Raw genomic sequence first — 18,927 nt, 5'->3', positions numbered from 1 at the left:
TGCGGGCGGTTCGGGGGTGAGCCGGACGGGGCCGGGTGCCCGGACCGCCCGCGGCGGTGTGCGCTCAGCCCTCGGCGGGCACCCCGGCCGCCGGTGACCGCGCGGCCCACCGCTGCTCCACCTTGGCGAGGCGCCAGTACGCCAGGGCCACGGCCCAGACGACCACGAAGAGGCCGACGATGACGAAGCCGACGTTGTCGAGGTCGAGTCCGGCGATCCAGGTGCTCACGGGGTCGTCCAGGCCGAGCTTCTCGTGGAGGACGCCGACCAGTTCGATGGTGCCGATGAGGAAGGCGACGGCGATGGACAGGCCGGTGATGGTGAGGTTGTAGTAGACCTTGCGCACGGGGTTGGAGAACGCCCACTGGTAGGCGAAGTTCATGAACGTGCCGTCGAGGGTGTCGAAGAGGCTCATGCCGGCGGCGAAGAGCAGCGGCAGGCAGAGGATCGCGTACCAGGGCAGGCCCGCGGCGGCGCCGGAGCCGGCCATCACCATCAGGGTGACCTCGGTCGCGGTGTCGAAGCCGAGGCCGAAGAGGAAGCCGAGCGGGTACATCTGGCCGGGCCGGCTGATGGAGTTGGTGAAGCGGCCGAGGATGCGGTTCATGAACCCGCGGGAGTCGAGCTGCCGTTCCAGCTCCCGCTCGTCGTAGCGGCCGTCGCGCAGGGCGCGGAAGATCCGGGTGATGCCGGCGAGGGCGACGAGGTTGAGCGCGGCGATGAGGTAGAGGAAGCCGCCGGAGACGGAGGTGCCGACCACGCCGAGGGTCTGGTGGGCGGTGGAGTCCTCGTCCATCAGCGTGCCGGCGAGCCGCGTGCCGCCCGAGACGAGGGCGGCCATGACGACGACCACGCTGGAGTGGCCGAGCGCGAACCAGAAGCCGACGGAGACCGGGCGCTTGCCGTCCGCCATCAGCTTGCGGGTGGTGTTGTCGATCGCGGCGATGTGGTCGGCGTCGAAGGCGTGCCGCATGCCGAGGGTGTAGGCGGTGACGCCGAGGCCGACGCCGTAGACCTTGGAGCCCACTTCGTAGTGGTTCGGCACGACGAGCAGGAAGAGGACGCCGAAGGCGACGACGTGCAGGGCGGCGATGACGGCCAGGAGGCCGGCCGTTCTGACGGTGTCCTCGCGGCGCCAGCGGAAGGAGGGCGTCCGGGCGGCGGTGGCGGTGCCGCTGGGGACGTCGGTGGGCAGGGTCATGTGCGGGTCACGCTCCAGCACCTCGTGGAATCCGTTCGTGAGATGCCGTGGCCGGTCTCCTGGCTGACGGGTCCGTCGCGCCCGTCCCTGCCTTCCCGGCAGCCGGCTGCGGCCAGTGGCTCCGCGCGGCCCGGCGGGGGATCCCGTTCGGACGCGCGGAACGGGACGGTAACTCCCCGATCACAGTGGCGAGGGCCGCGCCGGAATCGGAGCCAGGGGCTCCGCACCGGTCTTCCCGAACACCACGGCCGGGCCACTCTAACGGCACGTCGCGGGCCGGAGCGGCGGGAGTGGTGATTGTCATGTTCCTGTTTCGGCGCGCGCCCGCGACCCGCCGCGCACGAGTCTTGACTCGGCGCTCGCGCCGGAGCCACAGTCACCGCACCCACCGGGCTACGAGAGGCAGGCACCGCCATGGCAGACGGAGCGAACGAGCCGGACGGGCAGGCCGGATTCGTCCGCCGGATCGGGCTCTTCCAGGCGACGGCCATCAACATGAGCCAGATGTGCGGCATCGGGCCGTTCGTCACCATCCCGCTCATGGTGGCGGCCTTCGGCGGCCCGCAGGCCGTCATCGGCTTCCTCGCCGGGGCCGTGCTCGCGCTCGCCGACGGGCTGGTGTGGGCCGAGCTGGGGGCCGCCATGCCCGGCGCGGGCGGCAGTTACGTCTATCTGCGCGAGGCGTTCCAGTACCGGACCGGCAGGCTGATGCCGTTCCTCTTCGTGTGGACGTCGATGCTCTACCTGCCGCTCGGCATGGCCAGCGGCGTCATGGGCTTCATCCAGTACCTCGGCTACCTCCGGCCCGGCATGGGCCAGTTGGAGGGCGACCTCACCGGGCTCGCCCTCATCGTGCTCGTCGTCGCGCTGCTGTGGGGACGGGTGGAGAAGCTGGCCCGGATCAACGCCGTCATGTGGTGCGTGATGATCGCGGCCGTCGCCCTCGTCATCGTCGCCGCCTACACCCACTTCAGCCCCGACCGTGCCTTCACCTACCCCGCGCACGCCTTCGAGCCGGGCTCCGACCACTTCTGGACCGGCTTCGCGGCGGGCCTGACCATCGGCATCTACGACTACGGCGGCTACTGGACCACGGCCTACATGGGCGCCGAGATCAAGAACCCCGGGCGCAACCTGCCCCGCTCCATCATCTGGTCCATCCTCGGCATCATGACGATCTACCTGCTCCTCCAGGTGGGCACGCTCGGCGTCGTCGACTGGCACGACATGCTCGACCCCGGCAACATCGCCTCCACCTCGGTCGCTTCGGCGGTCATGGAGAAGACCTGGGGCAAGGGCGCCGCCGACGCCGTCACCGTCCTCATCCTCGTCACCGCCGTCGCCTCCGTCTTCACCGGACTCCTCGGCGCCTCCCGCATCCCCTACAACGCGGCCCGGGAGAAGGTCTTCTTCCGCCCCTTCGGCACCCTGCACCCGCGGCACCGCTTCCCGGTCCTCGGACTGCTGACCATGGGGGCGATCGGCTGCGCCGGCTTCCTGATCGGCCGTCACACCGATCTGGCCACGCTCATCCAGCTGTTGACCACCGTCATGGTCCTGGTGCAGGCGCTCGGCCAGATCGCCGCCGTCACCGTGCTGCGCCGCCGCCAGCCCCGGCTGCGCCGCCCGTACCGGATGTGGCTCTATCCGCTGCCGAGTCTGGTGGCGCTCGTCGGCTGGCTCGTCATCTACGGCTACGCGGACCGCAATTCCCCGGGGCGGCACCCCATCGAGTGGTCGCTCGCCTGGTTCGCGGCGGGCTGCGTCGCGTTCCTCGGCTGGGCGCGCTACGAGCGGATCTGGCCCTTCGGGCCCCGCGAGATCCGCGAGGAGTTCCTGGAGCGGGACGCCGGCGACCCGGCCCCCGAGCCCGACGCCGGGGCCGGTCCCGTGGAGCCGACGCCCGCCTGACGGTCCGTCCGGCCCCTTGACATCCGGCCGCACGCCTGCACCTCCGCCCGGCGACCCGGACTCGGGCCTCCGCCCCGTACGGTGATAGAACGGCATCCATGCCCCTGACCACCACGACCGCACCCAGCGCGGAACCCCGCCGGCTCTTCTGGCACCGGCTCATACTCGGGCTCTGGTACCGGCCCGTCGAGGTCCTCGACGAAGCCCGGGACCGGAGCGTCTGGGGAGCCGCCATGTTCCTGTGCCTGCTGTGCGGGGCGCTGGGCACCCTGGCCAAGGACTCCTTCTGGGCGCAGTGGGACGTGGACCCGTCCCTCGCCCTCCAGGCGATGGCCATCGGCTCCGCCGCCGTGCTGCTCGCCAGCGTCCTGCTGGGCCTGGTGACCCACGCCATCGCCCGCCGCCTCGGCGGCAACGGCCGCCTCGGCCCGACGGCCAGCCTCTTCGTCCTCGTCTTCTGGGCGACGGACCTGCCCCGCCTGGTCCTCGACGTCTGGCTCCCGGCCGGCTCCGTTCCCGTCCGCGCGGCGGCCTCCGTGACGACGGCCTTCGGCTGCGCCCTGGCCACGCTGCTGATCCGTGGCCAGCACCACCTGCCGACGCGCAAGGCGGTCGCCTCGGTGAGCATCCAGATGATCGCGGCGGTGACGCTGCTGAAGTTCCCGCCGGGGAGCGGGTGAGGGACGGGCGTTCCGCCCCCGGACCCGGACCGCGCCGCCCCGTACGGCAGCGCGCGCCGCACGCCTCCCGACAGACGAAAGGCCCGCCCGGTGCGACGGGGGATGCACACCGGGCGGGCTCGATGTCTTTTCTACCTCATCACGGATGGGTCATGCATCAAAAACCTGTTCGTCTTGACGGAACGCAGCGCACGGGCAGCGAAATCAAGCCACGCGACCGCATGGTCGGACGCCACGTCAGATCGGCGACCGGAACAGCCAGTTCCAGTTCTTGGCAGCGGGACAGGAGTGCGGCGACGGCCGTTTCGGCCTCCATGCGGCCGAGGGCGGCACCGAGGCAGTAGTGGATGCCGTGACCGAGCGAGAGATGGCCGGAGGCGCCGCGCCGCAGGTCAAGGCGGTCGGGGTCGGGAAAGCGGCGGGGATCGCGGTTGGCGGAGGCCAGGGAGAGGAGGACCGTCTCGCCGGCCGGCACGGTGACGCCGCCGATCTCGACGTCCTGGAGCGGGAAGCGCCGGATGGCCAGCGGAACGGGCCCGTCCCAGCGGTTGACCTCCTCCACCAGGCCCGGAAGACCGTCCGGATCCTTTCGCAGCTCCGCGGCGAGTCCGGGACGCTCCAGCAGGGCCAGGACCGTGTTGCCGATGAGGTGGACGACGTTCTCGTAGCCGCCGAAGAGGAGGAGGAAGGCGAGCGACATCAGCTCGTCCTCCGAGAGCCGGCCCCCCGCGGCGTCGCCCTCGTCGTCGCGGACGGCGATGAGGTCGGAGAGGAGGTCGTCGCCGGGCTCGGCACGCTTCGCGGCCAGCAGCCGGGACAGGAAGCCGATCAGGTGCCCCACCGCCTCCCTCGCCGCCTCCGGGCGCGCCGGATCGGGGGCGACCAGCGCGTCCGTCCAGGAGCGGAAGTCGGGGCGGTCGTCGCCGGGGACGCCGAGGAGGTCGCACATCACCGTGATCGGGAGGGGGCCCGCGTACGCGGAGATCAGGTCCGCCTCGGGCCCGAGCCCGTCCAGCAGCGCGTCCGCCGCCCGCCGCACCGGCTCGCGCAGCTTCTCCACCCGCCCCGGCGTGAACGCCTTGACCACCAGGCGGCGGATGCGCGTGTGGTCCGGCGGGTCCATGTTGAGGAGGTTGGCGTCCAGCGCCGGCGGCAGGGACATCCCGGAGTAGTTCCCGGGCGCGGCGTGGCGCTTGTCGAGGGAGAGCCGGGGGTCGGCGAGGGCCGCGCGCACGTCCTCGTAACGGGTCACCAGCCAGGCGGGTTTGCCGTCCGCGCCGGGGACGCGGTGGACGGGGCCGGCCTCCCGCAGCGCGGCGTAGGTGCCGTGCGGATCGGCGACGATCGTTGCTGCGTCGATGGGTTGCATGCTTCGACCTTAGGGAGGAACCGGCGCGGGCGGCACCGGTTCCCGTACGCGTACGTACGGTCCCGGCGCCGCCCGGCGCCGCGGGCGGCCGTGACCCCCGTCCATGGCCGCCTCGTTCGTGGGGCCCGCGCCTCAGCCGGGTGCGCGGGCCGTGCCGGCCGTCCGCAGCTCGTCGAGCACGGAGTCGACCAGCCGGTCGTGGAAGACGTCCGCCACGAGCGCCAGGTGCTCGTGCTCGGCCGCCAGGTCGGTGCCCACGGTCACCACCACGCTGTCCGCGTGCGGATCGGGCAGGTGGCCGGCGAACCGGTTCGCCAGGCCGCGGCGCAGCGCCGCCGCCTCGACGACGGCCGCGGCGCGGGGCGCGCCGAGGCCGGCGGCGTCCGCGCGGCGGCGGGCGATGTCCAGGGCCGCGGGCTCGACGTGCCGCCGGACGCCGCGCTGGACATCGCGGATCTCGGCCATCTGCCGGTTGGCCCGCCACTCCAGGTCGGCCAGCGGCCAGCGGCCCGTCCAGCGGGGGCCGCCGATGGTGACCTCGGGGACCTGGGCGGTGACCTCGCGCCAGAGCGGGTGCAGCCGGCGCAGGCGGCGCCAGGCGGCGGCGCGGGGGCCGACGGCGGGGAGCGAGAAGCCGAGGAGGACGAGGAGCGCGGCGACCGAAGCGCTCATCGGGGCGAGGTAGTTGGAGAGCCAGGAGGCGTCCCGGCCCGACCAGGTCAGCAGGAAGCCGGCCAGCTTGCAGGCGCAGTACAGCAGGCCGAGCCAGCAGCCCGCGGCGAGCGTCCGCAGCCCCCGGGAGAGCCAGGAGGGGCCGAGGGTGGCCGCGTAGCGCGGGCACAGGACGCCGAGCCCGGCGAGACTGGCGCCGAAGATGGCCAGGTAGAGGGTGAGGAAGGCGACGACGCCGGGCGCGTGGGCGTAGGTGGTGCTGAAGTCCCTGGGGTGCTCGACGGAGTCGGGGCGGCCGAGGGCGAAGCAGACGATCGCGGCCGTCCAGGCGGCGGCGAGGACGGCCACGGCCCGGCGGGAGCGGGCGACGGCGCGGGCGTGGGCGGCCCGGTCGCCGCGGCTGGTCCAGCGCAGCAGCAGCACGGTGGCGCCGGCGGCGAAGAGGACGACGGCCGAGTAGAGGAGGACCATCGCGAGGTTGGCCACGCCCGTCAGCCGGTCGAAGGCGCGGTAGACGCGGGGTGCGGAGAACAGGAAGATGACGGGCACGCCGGCGGTCATCAGGGCGGTGAGCCCGAGGTCGACGTTGCCGCGGTCGCGGAACCAGGCGCGGGCCTTGTAGCCGACGATGGCCCAGGTGACGGCCGAGAGCGTCAGATAGAGGACGTCAAACACCGCCACCGCCCTCCCCGTCCGCGCGGGCCCGGCGGACGTGTTCGAGCGCGGGGCCGAGGGCGGCGGCCAGCGCCGCGGCCGGGCCCTCCAGCGGCCGGTTCCCGCCGGGGGGCGGCGGGACGACCTTCTCCATCAGGAGCGTGGCGAGGACCTCGGTCTCGCGCTCGGTGAGGTCGTCGTAGCAGTGGTGGCGGGCGACGCCCATGGCCAGGCCCATGCGGCGCATGGCGGTGGCGACGTCGACGGAGGGCGTCCAGACCTTGAGGGCGTTCTCGGTGACGGTGGGGTCCTGGTCGTGGCCGAGCAGCAGGTGGCCGAGTTCGTGGAGGACGATGTGCGCCTGGTGCCAGGGCGAGGTGCGCACCTCGTGGACGATCCAGTAGGCGTCGTCGGTGGTGGCGGTCATGCCGGAGACGACGCCGTCCAGCGGCATGGGCACCAGGTGGATGGGCCGGCCCACGCGGCGGGCGACGGCCTCGCACAGGGCGGGCAGGCCGGTGCGCGGCGGCAGGGCGAGCTCGTCGATGAGCTGCCCGCAGCGCCGGCGTATCCGCGCCACCCGCATGCCTGCACCGTCCTTGTCGTCGGCGTCCTCGACGCGCCGCCAGTAGGTGAAGAGCCGGTCGTCCGCCACGACGGTCACGGGCGTTCCTCACCGCCCTCCCCGGGCGCGTCGGTCGGCAGGTTCATCTGCTGCCGGAACTGACAGATGATCGCGGACAGGCTGTCCTGCACCTCGGGGGGCAGGCCGACCGACCGCAGGGCGATGGAGCGGACGCGCTGGTCGCGCATGGCGGCCAGGAACCGCACCTCGTCCTCGACGCGGGCGGCCTGCGAGTCGGACAGGCCGCCCATCAGGTAACACACGGGCACGGCGAAGAACTTGGCCAGGGCCCGCAGCACGTCGGGGCTGGGGTTGGTCCGCTTGCCGTTGCGCAGCATCGACAGGTACTGCTCGGTGACGGTGACGCCGCCGTACTCCTCCTTGCATCTGCCGATCTCCTCGGCGACGTGTGCGTTGGTGTAGGGCGCCCCGGGTGGATGCATGTTCGCGAAGAGGTAGTTGAGCCGCACCGCGAGCGCGTTGCCGGCGTCGTCCGCCGGTCCGTCCCCCCTGGTCCCCATCAGCGCCCCCGTTCTCCGTGCGGCCTCCGCGTGGTCGCCTCACGGCTGGTTAAGCCCGGGGCGGCCGCGTGGGGAATCCTGTCACGCACCGCCACGCGGCACCAGTCGGATTCCGGTTACGAGCAGGCAATGACTTAACCAGGAGTTGATGCCTCTTCGGAAGAGCGTTTTCCGGCCAGTGGCCGACGGCCCGTGGGTGCCGTCGCCGGAATCCGGCGTCCTGGTGAATCCTGTCGCGTCCGGCTCTCTCCACACCTCTCCCGTCCGTAGGACGATGGCACGCTCACCTCAATACGCGCCCCGAGCACCGGAGAGGAACGCTCATGCGCAGATCCCTCGCCGCAACCGGCCTCGTCACCCTTCTCCTGGGCCTCGCGACCCTCGCGCCCGTCGCTCCCGCGCCGCCCGCCGCCGCCGATCCCGGGGAGCGCGCGCTGGCGCGCGCGGCGGACGCCTACTGGACGGCGGAGCGCATGACGGAGGCCCTTCCGGCGGAGGCCGGGCGCCGTACGGCGGCCGCCGGCGGCCCGGCGGCCCGTGCCGTGCCGCCGAGCCGCCCCTTCGACGGACTCCCCCAGGTGGGGACGTTCTTCTGGACCGACGGGCAGAACAAGGGCCGCTTCTGCGGCGGAACGGTCGTCCGCAGCCCCTACCGCGACCTGGTCGTCAGCGCCGCGCACTGTCTGCGCCGGCCGGACCCGAAGAAGCGGCTGTCGTTCGTGCCGCAGTACCACGACGGCCTCAAGCCGCACGGCGTCTTCCCCGTCGAGGACATCTACATCGACCAGCGCTACTACGACCTGGGCACGGACGGCGGGGCGCGCTGGGACTACACGGTGGTACGGCTCGGCGACCGGGAGGACGGCACGCCGGTCGAACGGGCCGTCGGCGGTTTCGGCCTGGCCTTCCACCCGGGCTATACGCACCGGGACGTACGGCTCGTCGGCTACCCCGGCAGCAGCGACGCCAAGTACCCCAAGCCGATCGACTGCCGCTCCGCGACGCGGCGTTACACCAGCACCGACCCCAAGGCGCCCGGCGACTTCCTGGAGATCCCCTGCGCCGGCTTCGTCGGCGGCACGTCCGGCGGGCCGTTCCTGGTGCGTGCGGGGAGCGGGTACTCCGTGATCGGGGTGATCGGGGGCTACCACACCGGCGGCGACACCCCGGACATCTCCTACAGCTCGTACTTCACCGAGGACCTGCTGGACCTCTACGTGGACGCGGTGCACGGGGCGGCGCCCGCGGGCCGCTGAACCTCCGGGAAGCGCGAAGGCCCCCGGGATCCGGGGGCCTTCGGTCCGCGGCGGCGGCTAGCGCGAGAAGCGGTGCGGGTGGCGGGTGAGGGTGTATCCGCCGATGGCCAGGAGGGCGCCGAGCACGGCGCCGCCCACGGTCCACAGCCAGCGGTCCGACCACCAGCCGCCCGTCCAGCCGCCCTCCGGCTCGGAGACGGCTCCGGCGTGCAGCGGGGCGCCCAGCTCGCCACCCTCGGCGTACTTGCCGCCGGCGTCCTCGGCGGTCGCCTCCACCTCGGCGTGGACGGGCAGGCCCATGTCCTGGTCAGGGCCGTCGACGACGGTGAGGCGGAGGTAATAGGCGCCCGGCAGCGGGTCGTCGGACCAGCGCTCGGCGTACGGGCGGACGACGCGCAGGGTGCAGGTCAGGGTGATGGTGGAGTCCTGCGGCCCGGCCTTCCTCGTCGGCTCGCCCTCGGCGCACGCCTGGCGGCGGCGCAGCCCGTCGAAGACGTCCAGCCGCCAGGTGGCCGCGCCGTGCCGGGCGTTCGCCTCCGGCAGCCTCACCGTGGCCCTGGCAGTGGGGCGTTGGCCCGCGCCCGCCGGGAACTGCCAGTAGAGGTAGTCACCGGTGGAGGCGTCGGCGGTGGCCTTCTGGTCCTGCTTGACGGCGGTGGCGGTGCGGAAGCCGGTGCCCGCCTCCGTGGGGTCGCCGTCCTTGCCGGTGGTGCCGGCCGTGGCCGCTCCGGCGCCGGAGAACAGCGCGGTGGCGGCGAGGAGCCCGGCGGTCAAAGCCCTTCGGAAGCGCATCAGTTCTCCCTCCGGACGGCGACGCGCCAGCGCGCCAGCCAGCCCCACAGCAGGCCCGCGACCAGTCCGGTCACGCCGAGTACGGCGAGGAGCACCCAGCCCCGGCCGAGGCCGAAGGCCGCCAGGTCGGAGGGCTTGTCCGGGGCGTCGGCCAGGTCGACGGCCAGCTCGACGGGCAGGCCCGGGTCGCGCTTTACGTTCGCCGGGGCGGAGAAGGAGCTGGAGACCTCCAGGCAGACGCTCCTGGCGTCCCTGTCGTCGCCCTTCCTCGCCTTGCCCACCGGGTAGCGCAGACCGGAGGCCATCACGTCGGTGCGTCCGCTGCCCGCGTCCGAACCCCGTACCAGCTCCTGGCCGTTCTCGCCGACGGCTCTCACCAGGACGCCGTAGTCGCGGTCGACCTGCCGGTCGGCGGCCACGCTCGCGGCGGCGCGCAGCTCCTGGCCGGGCCTGACCTTCACCCGGTACCAGCGGTGCTCGCCGAACGTCGCGCGGTCCGTCCAGACGCCCGCGCCGATCTCGGGCGCGGTGGCGCACTCGTTCGCGCCCTTGGCCGGCTTCGGGGCCTCGTCCACGGGCGTGTCGGAGCGGCGGACGAGCTGCTTGATGCGGCCGGACAGCTCCTTGGTGTGGCGGACGGTGGTGTACGTGCCGCCGGTGGCCTCGGCGATGCAGCTGAGCTGCTCGCGGGTCTTGTCGTCGTGCGCCAGGCCGAGCGTGTCGATCGTCAAGTGCGTGCCCTTGGCGGCGAGTTCGCGCGCCACGTCGCACGGGTCGGGCCGGCCGCAGGAGTCCTCGCCGTCGGTGATGAGGACGATGCGGCGCGTACCGCCGTCGGTGCCCAGGTCCTGGTCGGCGCCGCGCAGGGCGTAGCCGATGGGCGTCCAGCCGGTGGGCCGCAGGGCCGCGACGGCCGCCTTGGCCTCCGTGCGGTCGACCTGTCCGACGGGGTACTCCTGCTTGCTGTCCCGGCAGCCGATCGCCTTGTCGTCGCCGGGGTAGTGGGCGCCCAGCGTCCGGATGCCGAGCCGCACTCCCTGCGGGACGGCGTCGATGACCTCGTTGAACGCCTGCTGGGCGGCCGCCATGCGGGACTGGCCGTCGATGTCGCGGGCGCGCATCGACCCGCTGACGTCCAGCACGAGCTCGACTTTCGGGGAGTCCTTCGAGGGCCCGTCGGCGGCCTGTGCCGGCCCGGCGCCCCCGGCCAGTGCGGCGAGCAGAGCACAGGCTCCCGCCGCCAGCCGTCTTGTGATGATCATCCGAGGATCCTAGTGACCGACGGGCGGCGGGCCCAAAACGGCGGCCGGGGCACGGCGGGGGCGTCCGGGAGCGCACGGGTGGTCACGGGGGCGTCCGGCCCGGCGCGGCAACGGCCGGGCCGGCGGCCGCAGACCGCTGGCCGCCGGCACCGGTGGGCGCCATGATGGCCGGTGACCGTGTTCGCGCTTGCTCCCCGCCGGGGGAAGGGGCTGCCATGACGACGTCCGCACAGGGTCCGGCCGGTTCCGGCCCCGAGGTCCGTACGGCGGCGGGGGCGCTGCGCGGCGCCCGGGAGGGGGGCGTGGCCGTCTTCCGCGGCGTCCCCTTCGCCGAACCCCCGGTCGGCGCGCTGCGGTTCGCCGCGCCGGTGCCGGCCCGGAGCTGGGACGGTGTGCGTCCGGCCGTCGCGTACGGCCCCCCGCCGCCGCAGACCGGCGCCCTGGGCATGGACGGGCTCACGCCGGACGGGGCGGGCCGGGACTGGCTGACGGTCAACGTCTGGACGCCCGAGCCGCACCCGGGGGCCGGCCTGCCCGTGCTGGTGTGGCTCTACGGCGGGGCCTTCGTCGTCGGCATGTCGGGCCTGCCCGAACAGGACGGGGCCCGGCTCGCGCGGGACGGCGGTGTCGTCGTCGTGACGTTCAACTACCGCGTGGGGATGGAGGGTTTCGCGCACATCGAGGGCGCGCCCGCCAACCGGGGCCTGCTGGACCAGGTGGCGGCGCTGGAGTGGGTGCGCGACTCCATCCGCGCCTTCGGGGGCGATCCGGGGCGGGTCACGGTCTTCGGGCAGTCGGCGGGCGCGGGGTCGATCGCCGCGCTGATGGCGATGCCGCGCGCGGCCGGGCTCTTCCGGCGGGCGGTCGTGCAGTCCATGCCGAACACCTTCTTCACCCCGGCGCTCGCCGCCGGCCTCTGCGCCGCCTTCGCCGCCGAACTGGGGCTGCGGCCCACGGTCGCGGACCTGGCGGCCGTGGACCCCCGCCGGCTGCCCGCCGTCGTGGACGCGGTCATGGCCAAGCTGCCGCTGTCGGCGGAGCGTTGGGGCCGGGCGGGCAGGGCGCCGATCCCGCTCGCCCCCGTCGTCGACGGCGACGTCCTGCCCGCCGCCCCCTGGGCGGCCCTGGCCGCCGGCGCCGCCCGCGACGTGGACCTCCTGACCGGCCACACCCGCGACGAGCAACGCCTGCTCTCCCTCCTCGACGGCACCCTGGGCCGCGTGACGGCGGATCAGGCGGAGGCCGCACTCGGCGCCTTCGCCCCCGGCCCCGACGGCGCCCGCCGCTACCGCGACGCCTTCCCCGCCGCCGGCCCGGAGGAGCTCTACGAACTGGTCAGGTCCGACTGGCTGTTCCGCATGCCGACCCTCCACCTCGCCACGGCCCACACCACCGGCGGCGGCCGCGCCCACCTCTACGAACTGACCTGGCCCGCCCCGGGCATGGGCGGCACCCTCGGCGCCTGCCACGGCCTCGACATCCCGCTGGTCTTCGGCACCATGGGCCGGGGCCGGACCGCCGCCCTCTTCGACGGCCACCCCTCCCCCGCCGCCGAGGAACTCTCCACGGCCATGCGCACCGCCTGGACCTCCTTCGCCACCCACGGCGACCCCGGCTGGCCCGCCTACGACCCGGAGCACCGCCTCACACGCCTCTTCGGATCGCAACCGGCCGTCGCCGCCTATCCGGAGGAGGCCTCGCGGCGGCTGTGGGAGGAGCACGCGTTCACGGCGATGCCGCTGCCGGCATGACCCCGGGCGTCCCCCGGGAGGTCATCCGCGCCCGCCGGGACCTCCGTGGGCGAGCTCGTCCCGGTGCGGTCGCACGAAGTCCGGAGCGGGAGCCGGCCGACGGTCGAGGCGGGGAGTGCGCGTTCCGGTACGGACGGGCACGGACTCGAGGGCCGCGGCGGCGGCGAGCCGGATCGCGAGGCACTCCGCGAAGTGCGGTCCCGGCAGCGGGAGTTCGAGTTCGGGATGGTCGAGGTAGCCGACCGCGACGGCCTCGGGCACGTACTCCATGACCGCGTCGACGGCTTCCGTACGCGGCCGGGAGGAGAGGCCCCACCGTCCGACGAGCCGGCAGAGGACGCGCAGTACGGTGGCGAGGCTCGAATCGGTCAGCAGCACGTCCCCGTCCCGCAAGGTCATGGCCTGCTCGGGCGGCTGCGTGGTGACGCGCATCTGGTCGTGCCACCACGTGGCGGCGTCGTGTTCGCCGAGGGCGAGGTGGTGGAGGTAGAGGCAGTAGGTGGCGATGTTGTCACCGGCGCCGGACGCGTACTGCCACCAGAAGCGACTGCCGTCATCGTCGTCGTTGAGCTGGAGGATGCAGCCGACCACGAGGGCTCCCCGGGGCTCGGGGAGTTTCTCGGTGATGAAGTCCCGCAGGGAGGTGCTGGCGGTGTGGGCGACGACGGCCTCGCAGAGGGCGCGCAGGTCGTGCGCGGCCGCCGGGTTCGCCCCGTGGCGGCCGTCCGCTTCCGGGGCGGGCCAGGGGGACGGCTCGTCGTGGGGGCGCGGTACGGCGGCGGGGACGATGTCGGGCCGGGGGCGCGGGTCGTCGCGCAGCAGGGCACGGGCGAGGAGGTCGTCGATCGGGGTCACGAGTGGTTCACTCCGGGGTGGAAGATCGCGGTCAAGGAGCGCTTGGCGTGGCGTTCGGCCGACCGTATGGAGGCGTGCGGCACTCCGAGCACGTCGGCCACCTGGTGGGGCGCCAGTCCGCGCAGGTACCGGAAGACGATGACGTCCAGCTGGAATCCGGGCAGGCGGCCGATGGCCCGGAAGAGGGCCAGGGACTCCTCGATCTGCGCGAACTTCCGGCCGGGGGGGGCCTGTTGGAGCGCCACGGTGTTGAACGCGGCGGGGCCGAGCTGGGGGTGGCCGTCGATGTGGGCGGCGCGGGCCATGACGCTGCGGCGCAGGACCCGCCAGGCGAACTTCTGCACGTTCGCGCTGCTGAGCGCCTCCTCCCAGCACAGCCACAGGACGTCGAAGACCTCGTCGACGGTGCGTCCGCAGTCGGCGACGCCGAGGAAGACCTGGGCGTAGGACGTGTACGCGCCGCGGTTGATCTCGGCGAAGGCCCGGTGGTCGACCGGCGGCAGGTGGGAGCCGGCGGTGATGACCACCCTGTCGACGCAGCCGTTCACCCATTGCGGCTTCTTGTGCGCCTCGAAGGCCGCCGCACGCCAGAGGCGGAGCATCGGCCAGGCGGGTACGCCCAGGACGTGCAGGACTCCATAGGTGAGCTCCCAGCTGGGGTAGAGCCCCACGCCGCGCAGGAGTTCGGAGACCTTGGACTTCGACCATCCGGCCTTCCGGGCCAGTTCGCTGACCGTCAGGCCACCGGCGAAGTACCGTGCGCGCACCGGCTCCAGCCAGGCACGGTGCGCGGGGCTCACGCCGTCGGCTATGGGCCCGAGTTTGCGGCCCGGCCGGCTCAGCGGATCGTCGCCGACGTCGGCCCGCCCGCCTCCGCCCGTCACCGGGTTTCCCCGGAGCCGTCGCGGGGATCGTCCGCCGAGGCGGCCCGCGTCCTGCCGCCCGCCCTGGCGCCGGCCGCGGCGGCCTGGACGATCTGCTGCACGAGCAGTCCGAGCGAGGGCACAAGGGTCGCGATCGCGGCGGTCTCGCCGAGGGTGACCATCACCAGACTCCAGGCCAGGACCGTCGCCACCACGACGAGGACCGCCCACATCTGTTTCCTTGCCATCAGGCACCTTTCCTCTGCGCATGTCCGAAAGGCCGGTTCCCCGCGGCGCGGTGCCGTTGCGTCCGCCGGGGTGGTTGGGACGACAGCATGGAGGGGCGCCGCCCGCTACGCCACGCGATCGGGGAATCACGGAACATTGCGAGGAAGGTTCGAAGGTTCACAGGCCGCGGCCCAACCCACGAACGCTGCCGCACGATCACCCTTTGAGGGGGGAAGTTCCCGCTTTTCCTTGCGCGGGGGCGAAGTCGTTCCATGCTGGGGAACAGAGGCGCCTCGTGCGTTTCGGGCCCTTCCTGTCCGGAAGGCCGCGGCCCCCGGTGCCGACGTGAAGCGGGGCCGCATACGACCGGTGCCCGGCCGACATCGTCGACCGGGCACCGTGGGGTGCGGAAGGACGCCTACTCCTCGCCCTCCCCGCCCTCCAGCTCCCCCTCCGTCTCCAGGAAGACCTGGCGGAGGGAGTCGAGGGTCTCGGGGTCGGGCTTGGCCCACATGCCGCGGCTCTCGGCCTCCAGGAGGCGTTCGGCGATGCCGTGGAGGGCCCAGGGGTTGGCCTCCTGGAGGAAGGAGCGGTTCTCCTCGTCGAGGACGTACGTCTGGGTGAGCTTGTCGTACATCCAGTCGGGGACGACGCCGGTGGTGGCGTCGTAGCCGAACAAGTAGTCGACGGTGGCGGCGAGTTCGAAGGCGCCCTTGTAGCCGTGGCGGCGCATCGCCTCGATCCAGCGGGGGTTGACGACGCGGGCGCGGAAGACGCGGGAGGTCTCCTCGACGAGGGTGCGGGTGCGGACCGTCTCCGGGCGGGTGGAGTCGCCGATGTACGCGGCGGGGGCGGTGCCCTTGAGGGCGCGGACGGTGGCCACCATGCCGCCGTGGTACTGGAAGTAGTCGTCGGAGTCGGCGATGTCGTGCTCGCGAGTGTCGGTGTTCTTGGCGGCGACCGCGATGCGCTTGTAGGCCGTCTCCATCTCCGCGCGGGCCGGGCGGCCCTCGAGGCCGCGGCCATAGGCGTAGCCGCCCCACACCGTGTAGACCTCGGCGAGGTCGGCGTCGGTGCGCCAGTCGCGGCTGTCGATGAGCTGGAGCAGGCCCGCGCCGTAGGTGCCGGGCCGGGAGCCGAAGATGCGGGTGGTGGCGCGGCGTTCGTCGCCGTGCTCGCGCAGGTCGGCCTGGGTGTGGGCGCGGACGAAGTTCGCGTCGGCGGGCTCGTCCAGGGAGGCGGCCAGGCGTACGGCGTCGTCCAGCAGGCCGATCACGTGCGGGAACGCGTCGCGGAAGAAGCCGCTGATGCGGAGGGTGACGTCGACGCGGGGGCGGCCCAGCTCCTCCAGGGGGACGGGTTCCAGGCCCGTCACGCGGCGCGACGCGTCGTCCCACACCGGGCGGACGCCCAGTAGGGCCAGCGCCTCGGCGACGTCGTCGCCCGCGGTGCGCATCGCGCTCGTGCCCCACAGGGAGAGGCCGACGGACTCGGGCCACGTGCCCTCGTCCGTGCGGTAGCGCTCCAGGAGGGAGTCGGCGAGCGCCTGGCCGGTCTCCCAGGCGAGGCGGCTCGGGACGGCCTTGGGGTCGACGGAGTAGAAGTTGCGGCCGGTCGGGAGGACGTTGACGAGGCCGCGCAGGGGGGAGCCGGAGGGACCGGCGGGGACGAAGCCGCCCGCCAGCGCCTTGACCGCGTGGTCGAGTTCGGCCGTCGTGCCGGCCAGGCGCGGGACGACCTCGCGGGCCGCGAACTCCAGGATGGCGGCGACCTGTTCGCCGTGCCCGGCGGGGACGGCGGCCGGATCCCAGTCCGCGGCCTCCATGGCCTCCACGAGGGCGCGGGCCTTGGCCTCCGCCTCGTCGGCGGTGGTGCGGGTGGCGGCGGACTCGTCCAGGCCCAGGGCCTCGCGCAGACCGGGCAGGGCGGTGGTGCCGCCCCAGATCTGACGGGCGCGCAGGATCGCGAGGACCAGGTTGACGCGGTCGGCGCCGGCCGGCGCGCCGCCCAGGACGTGCAGGCCGTCGCGGATCTGGGCGTCCTTGACCTCGCACAGCCAGCCGTCGACGTGCAGGAGGAAGTCGTCGAAGCCGTCGTCGTCGGGACGCTCCTCCATGCCCAGGTCGTGGTCGAGCTTCGCCGCCTGGATCAGGGTCCAGATCTGGGCGCGGATCGCGGGCAGCTTGGCCGGGTCCATGGACGAGATCTGGGCGTACTCGTCCAGGAGCTGCTCCAGGCGCGCGATGTCGCCGTACGAGTCGGCGCGGGCCATCGGCGGCACGAGGTGGTCCACGAGCGTGGCGTGGGCGCGGCGCTTGGCCTGGGTGCCCTCGCCGGGGTCGTTGACGAGGAACGGGTAGACCAGCGGCAGGTCGCCGAGGGCGGCGTCGGGGCCGCAGGCGGCGGACAGGCCGGCGTTCTTGCCGGGCAGCCACTCCAGGTTGCCGTGCTTGCCCAGGTGGATCATCGCGTCGGCGCCGAAGCCGCCGTCCTCGCGGGCGGCCGCGATCCAGCGGTAGGCGGCCAGGTAGTGGTGCGACGGCGGCAGGTCCGGGTCGTGGTAGATGGCGATGGGGTTCTCGCCGAAGCCGCGCGGCGGCTGGATGAGGATCAGCAGGTTCCCGTGCCGCAGGGCCGCGAGGACGATGTCGCCCTCGGGGTTGTGGGTGCGGTCGACGAACATCTCGCCGGGCGCCGGCCCCCAGTGCTCCTCGACCGACTCCCGCAGTTCCGCGGGGAGTTCGGCGTACCAGCGGCGGTAGTCGGCGGCCGGGATGCGGACGGGGTTGCGGGCGAGCTGCTCCTCGGTGAGCCACTCCTGGTCGTGGCCGCCGGCCTCGATCAGGGCGCGGATCAGCTCGTCGCCGTCGCCGGAGGCGAGCCCGGGGATCTCGTCCGTACCGAAGTCGTAGCCCTCCTCGCGCAGCCGGCGCAGCAGGGCGACGGCGCTGGCGGGGGTGTCGAGGCCCACGGCGTTGCCGATGCGGGAGTGCTTGGTGGGGTACGCGGAGAGGACGAGGGCGATGCGCTTCTCGGCGGCGGGGATGTGCCGCAGGCGCGCGTGGCGGACGGCGATCCCGGCGACGCGGGCGGCGCGCTCGGCGTCGGCGACGTAGACGGGCAGGCCGTCCTCGTCGGTCTCCTTGAAGGAGAACGGCACGGTGATGATGCGGCCGTCGAACTCGGGGACGGCGACCTGGGTCGCGGAGTCCAGCGGGGAGAGCCCCTCGTCGTTCTCCTCCCACGCGCTGCGCGGGCCGGTCAGGCACAGGGCCTGGAGGACGGGGACGTCGAGGGAGGCGAGCGCGCCGGCGTCCCACGACTCGTCGTCCCCGCCGGCCGACGCCTCGGCGGGCCTGGTGCCGCCGGCGGCCAGGACGGTGGTGACGACGGCGTCGGCGCCGCGCAGCGCGTCGATCAGCTCGGGCTCGGGGGCGCGCAGCGACGCGACGTACAGCGGGAGCGCCTGGCCGCCCGCGTCCTCGATCGCGCCGCACAGGGTCTCCACGAAGGCGGTGTTGCCGCTCATGTGGTGCGCGCGGTAGTAGAGCACGGCGATCCTCGGGCCGCTCGCGCCGGGCTTGGGGGTGCGCTCCAGCTCGCCCCAGGTGGGGGCGGGGGCCGGCGGCTCGAAGCCGTGGCCGGTGAGCAGGACGGTGTCGGAGAGGAAGCGGGCGAGCTGTTCGAGGTTGGCCGGGCCGCCGTGGGCGAGGTAGGCGTGCGCCTCGGCCGCGATGCCGACGGGGACGGTGGACGCCTCCATCAGCTGGGCGTCCGGGGCCTGTTCGCCGGTGAGGACGACGACGGGACGGTCGCCGGCGAGCAGCGCGTCGAGCCCCTCCTGCCAGGCCCGGACGCCGCCGAGGAGCCGGACGACGACGAGGTCCGTGCCCTCCAGGAGGGCCGGCAGCTCGTCCGGCGCGAGCCGGGCGGGGTTGGCGAGCCGGTATCCGACCGGGCCCTCGGCCGCGCGGGCGCTGAGCAGGTCGGTGTCGGACGTCGACAGGAGAAGGATCACGCGGCGCTCCCGGGGGCGTGTGATGCGTCAGGGGTTGCCCGGGGGGCGCGGCGCCGTGGTGTGCGCATGCTGCGGCTGGCCTTCCTCGGGGTCCGCGCCCCGGGCGGTTCGGAGGACGGCGGGAGTTCCTGACTCCGCGCGGCGTACTCGCCGTGCGTCACAGTGGCGGGACCGTGCCGGAATTCCACCGGGCTTCCTCCCCTGGCGCCGTCTTGGCCCCGTCATCTTAGCGATCTCGCGGGCGGGGGCGGAGGGGGGTTCGCCGGCCG

Annotated in this window: 15 protein-coding genes and 2 riboswitches; of the genes, 4 read left to right on the top strand and 11 right to left on the bottom strand. The window is 73.8% G+C overall.

What is annotated here, in order from left to right; all coding sequences use genetic code 11:
* Positions 1-64: 64 nt before the first annotated feature.
* Entirely contained in the window at positions 65-1,201 is a 1,137-nt protein-coding gene (gene nicT, locus AC230_RS03905; RefSeq protein WP_049715001.1) for a Nickel transporter NicT, read from the bottom strand.
* 32 nt (positions 1,202-1,233) lie between these two features.
* Positions 1,234-1,463, bottom strand: a riboswitch (cobalamin riboswitch).
* Between the two features lie 152 nt (positions 1,464-1,615).
* Here nicT and AC230_RS03900 point away from each other — a divergent pair.
* A complete protein-coding gene (locus AC230_RS03900; RefSeq protein ID WP_049714487.1) occupies positions 1,616-3,112 on the top strand; it encodes an APC family permease in 1,497 nt (498 codons plus the stop codon).
* A 98-nt stretch (positions 3,113-3,210) separates the two neighbouring features.
* The gene (locus AC230_RS03895; RefSeq protein WP_049714486.1) at positions 3,211-3,792 is read left to right on the top strand and encodes a YIP1 family protein; all 582 of its coding nucleotides are present in this window, start codon (positions 3,211-3,213) and stop codon (positions 3,790-3,792) included.
* Positions 3,793-3,949: 157 nt separating this feature from the next.
* Here the strand turns inward: AC230_RS03895 and AC230_RS03890 are convergent, their stop codons facing one another.
* From AC230_RS03890 to AC230_RS03875, 4 genes are all read right to left on the bottom strand, one after another.
* Complete coding sequence (locus AC230_RS03890; protein WP_049714485.1) at positions 3,950-5,161, bottom strand: cytochrome P450 family protein; 1,212 nt, start codon at positions 5,159-5,161, stop codon at positions 3,950-3,952.
* Positions 5,162-5,293: 132 nt separating this feature from the next.
* Positions 5,294-6,508: an MAB_1171c family putative transporter gene (locus tag AC230_RS03885; RefSeq protein WP_049715000.1), complete on the bottom strand. Its 1,215-nt coding sequence runs from the start codon at positions 6,506-6,508 to the stop codon at positions 5,294-5,296.
* Entirely contained in the window at positions 6,501-7,151 is a 651-nt protein-coding gene (locus AC230_RS03880; protein ID WP_049714484.1) for a death domain-containing protein, read from the bottom strand. The genes AC230_RS03885 and AC230_RS03880 overlap by 8 nt, the downstream gene beginning before the upstream one ends.
* A complete protein-coding gene (locus tag AC230_RS03875) occupies positions 7,148-7,633 on the bottom strand; it encodes a helix-turn-helix domain-containing protein (protein ID WP_049714483.1) in 486 nt (161 codons plus the stop codon). Before AC230_RS03875 ends, AC230_RS03880 begins: the two co-directional genes overlap by 4 nt.
* A 323-nt stretch (positions 7,634-7,956) precedes the next feature.
* On the opposite strand from AC230_RS03875, the gene AC230_RS03870 reads away from it, so the two are divergent.
* Complete coding sequence (locus AC230_RS03870) at positions 7,957-8,889, top strand: trypsin-like serine peptidase (RefSeq protein ID WP_049714482.1); 933 nt, start codon at positions 7,957-7,959, stop codon at positions 8,887-8,889.
* A 57-nt stretch (positions 8,890-8,946) separates the two neighbouring features.
* On the opposite strand, the gene AC230_RS03865 is transcribed toward AC230_RS03870, so the two are convergent.
* Together AC230_RS03865 and AC230_RS03860 are read right to left on the bottom strand one after the other, a co-directional pair.
* The gene (locus AC230_RS03865; protein WP_049714481.1) at positions 8,947-9,681 is read right to left on the bottom strand and encodes a hypothetical protein; all 735 of its coding nucleotides are present in this window, start codon (positions 9,679-9,681) and stop codon (positions 8,947-8,949) included.
* Positions 9,681-10,943: a VWA domain-containing protein gene (locus AC230_RS03860; RefSeq protein WP_049714480.1), complete on the bottom strand. Its 1,263-nt coding sequence runs from the start codon at positions 10,941-10,943 to the stop codon at positions 9,681-9,683. Before AC230_RS03860 ends, AC230_RS03865 begins: the two co-directional genes overlap by 1 nt.
* A gap of 215 nt (positions 10,944-11,158) precedes the next feature.
* Between AC230_RS03860 and AC230_RS03855 the strand changes: the two genes are divergently transcribed.
* The gene (locus tag AC230_RS03855; protein ID WP_049714479.1) at positions 11,159-12,694 is read left to right on the top strand and encodes a carboxylesterase/lipase family protein; all 1,536 of its coding nucleotides are present in this window, start codon (positions 11,159-11,161) and stop codon (positions 12,692-12,694) included.
* Between the two features lie 21 nt (positions 12,695-12,715).
* Here AC230_RS03855 and AC230_RS31750 read toward each other — a convergent pair whose 3' ends face one another.
* The 4 genes from AC230_RS31750 to cobN all read right to left on the bottom strand — a co-directional run bounded on the left by AC230_RS31750 (position 12,716) and on the right by cobN (position 18,658).
* Positions 12,716-13,549, bottom strand: a complete 834-nt coding sequence (locus AC230_RS31750) for a hypothetical protein (RefSeq protein ID WP_049714478.1) — start codon at positions 13,547-13,549, stop codon at positions 12,716-12,718.
* Complete coding sequence (locus tag AC230_RS03845; RefSeq protein ID WP_049714477.1) at positions 13,546-14,433, bottom strand: hypothetical protein; 888 nt, start codon at positions 14,431-14,433, stop codon at positions 13,546-13,548. Before AC230_RS03845 ends, AC230_RS31750 begins: the two co-directional genes overlap by 4 nt.
* Positions 14,430-14,660 carry a hypothetical protein gene (locus AC230_RS03840; RefSeq protein ID WP_049714476.1) on the bottom strand — a complete coding sequence of 77 codons (231 nt, stop codon included), beginning with the start codon at positions 14,658-14,660 and terminating at the stop codon, positions 14,430-14,432. The genes AC230_RS03845 and AC230_RS03840 overlap by 4 nt, the downstream gene beginning before the upstream one ends.
* 398 nt (positions 14,661-15,058) lie before the next feature.
* Positions 15,059-18,658 (bottom strand): cobaltochelatase subunit CobN, encoded by a 3,600-nt coding sequence (gene cobN / locus AC230_RS03835; RefSeq protein WP_049714475.1) that lies wholly within the window; start codon positions 18,656-18,658, stop codon positions 15,059-15,061.
* A gap of 103 nt (positions 18,659-18,761) precedes the next feature.
* Positions 18,762-18,896: riboswitch (cobalamin riboswitch) on the bottom strand.
* Between the last annotated feature and the right edge of the window lie 31 nt (positions 18,897-18,927).

Origin of the sequence: Streptomyces caatingaensis, assembly GCF_001187435.1 — a bacterium.
Taxonomy (GTDB): Bacteria; Actinomycetota; Actinomycetes; order Streptomycetales; family Streptomycetaceae; genus Streptomyces; species Streptomyces caatingaensis.
Note: the sequence above shows the minus strand (reverse complement) of the source record. Positions and strands in the feature narration are given on the sequence as shown.